Origin of the sequence: Komagataeibacter intermedius TF2 (genome assembly GCF_000964425.1) — a bacterium.
Lineage (GTDB): Bacteria > Pseudomonadota > Alphaproteobacteria > Acetobacterales > Acetobacteraceae > Komagataeibacter > Komagataeibacter intermedius.
The window spans coordinates 1-267 of sequence record NZ_BANF01000527.1; the positions used below are offsets into that span (position 1 = coordinate 1).

Genomic DNA, 267 nt, shown 5'->3' on the forward strand with positions numbered 1-267 from the left:
CGCCCTGGCCGTCTGCCTGCATGAAACAGGCGGCGTGGAAATGCCGCGGATCGCGGAACTCATGGGGCAGTCCGAAACTGAGGTCGCGGCCGCACTGGGTGATGCGGTCTATCTCGATCCGGTACGAAGCGTGGACGGTCGCAATGTCTGGGTTACGGCTGCTGAAATGCTCTCCGGCGCCGTGCGGACCAAGCTGGAAGGGGCACGCGATGCAGCCCGGATGGATGGACGCTACGCCCGGAACGTCACGGCGCTGGAAGCCGTCCA

Annotated in this window: 1 protein-coding gene; it reads left to right on the forward strand. The window is 65.5% G+C overall.

Going from position 1 to position 267, the window contains the following annotated elements; translation table 11 throughout:
* The coding region (locus B7449_RS18290) for a hypothetical protein (protein WP_048884032.1) at positions 1-267 on the forward strand (267 nt) is incomplete at both ends.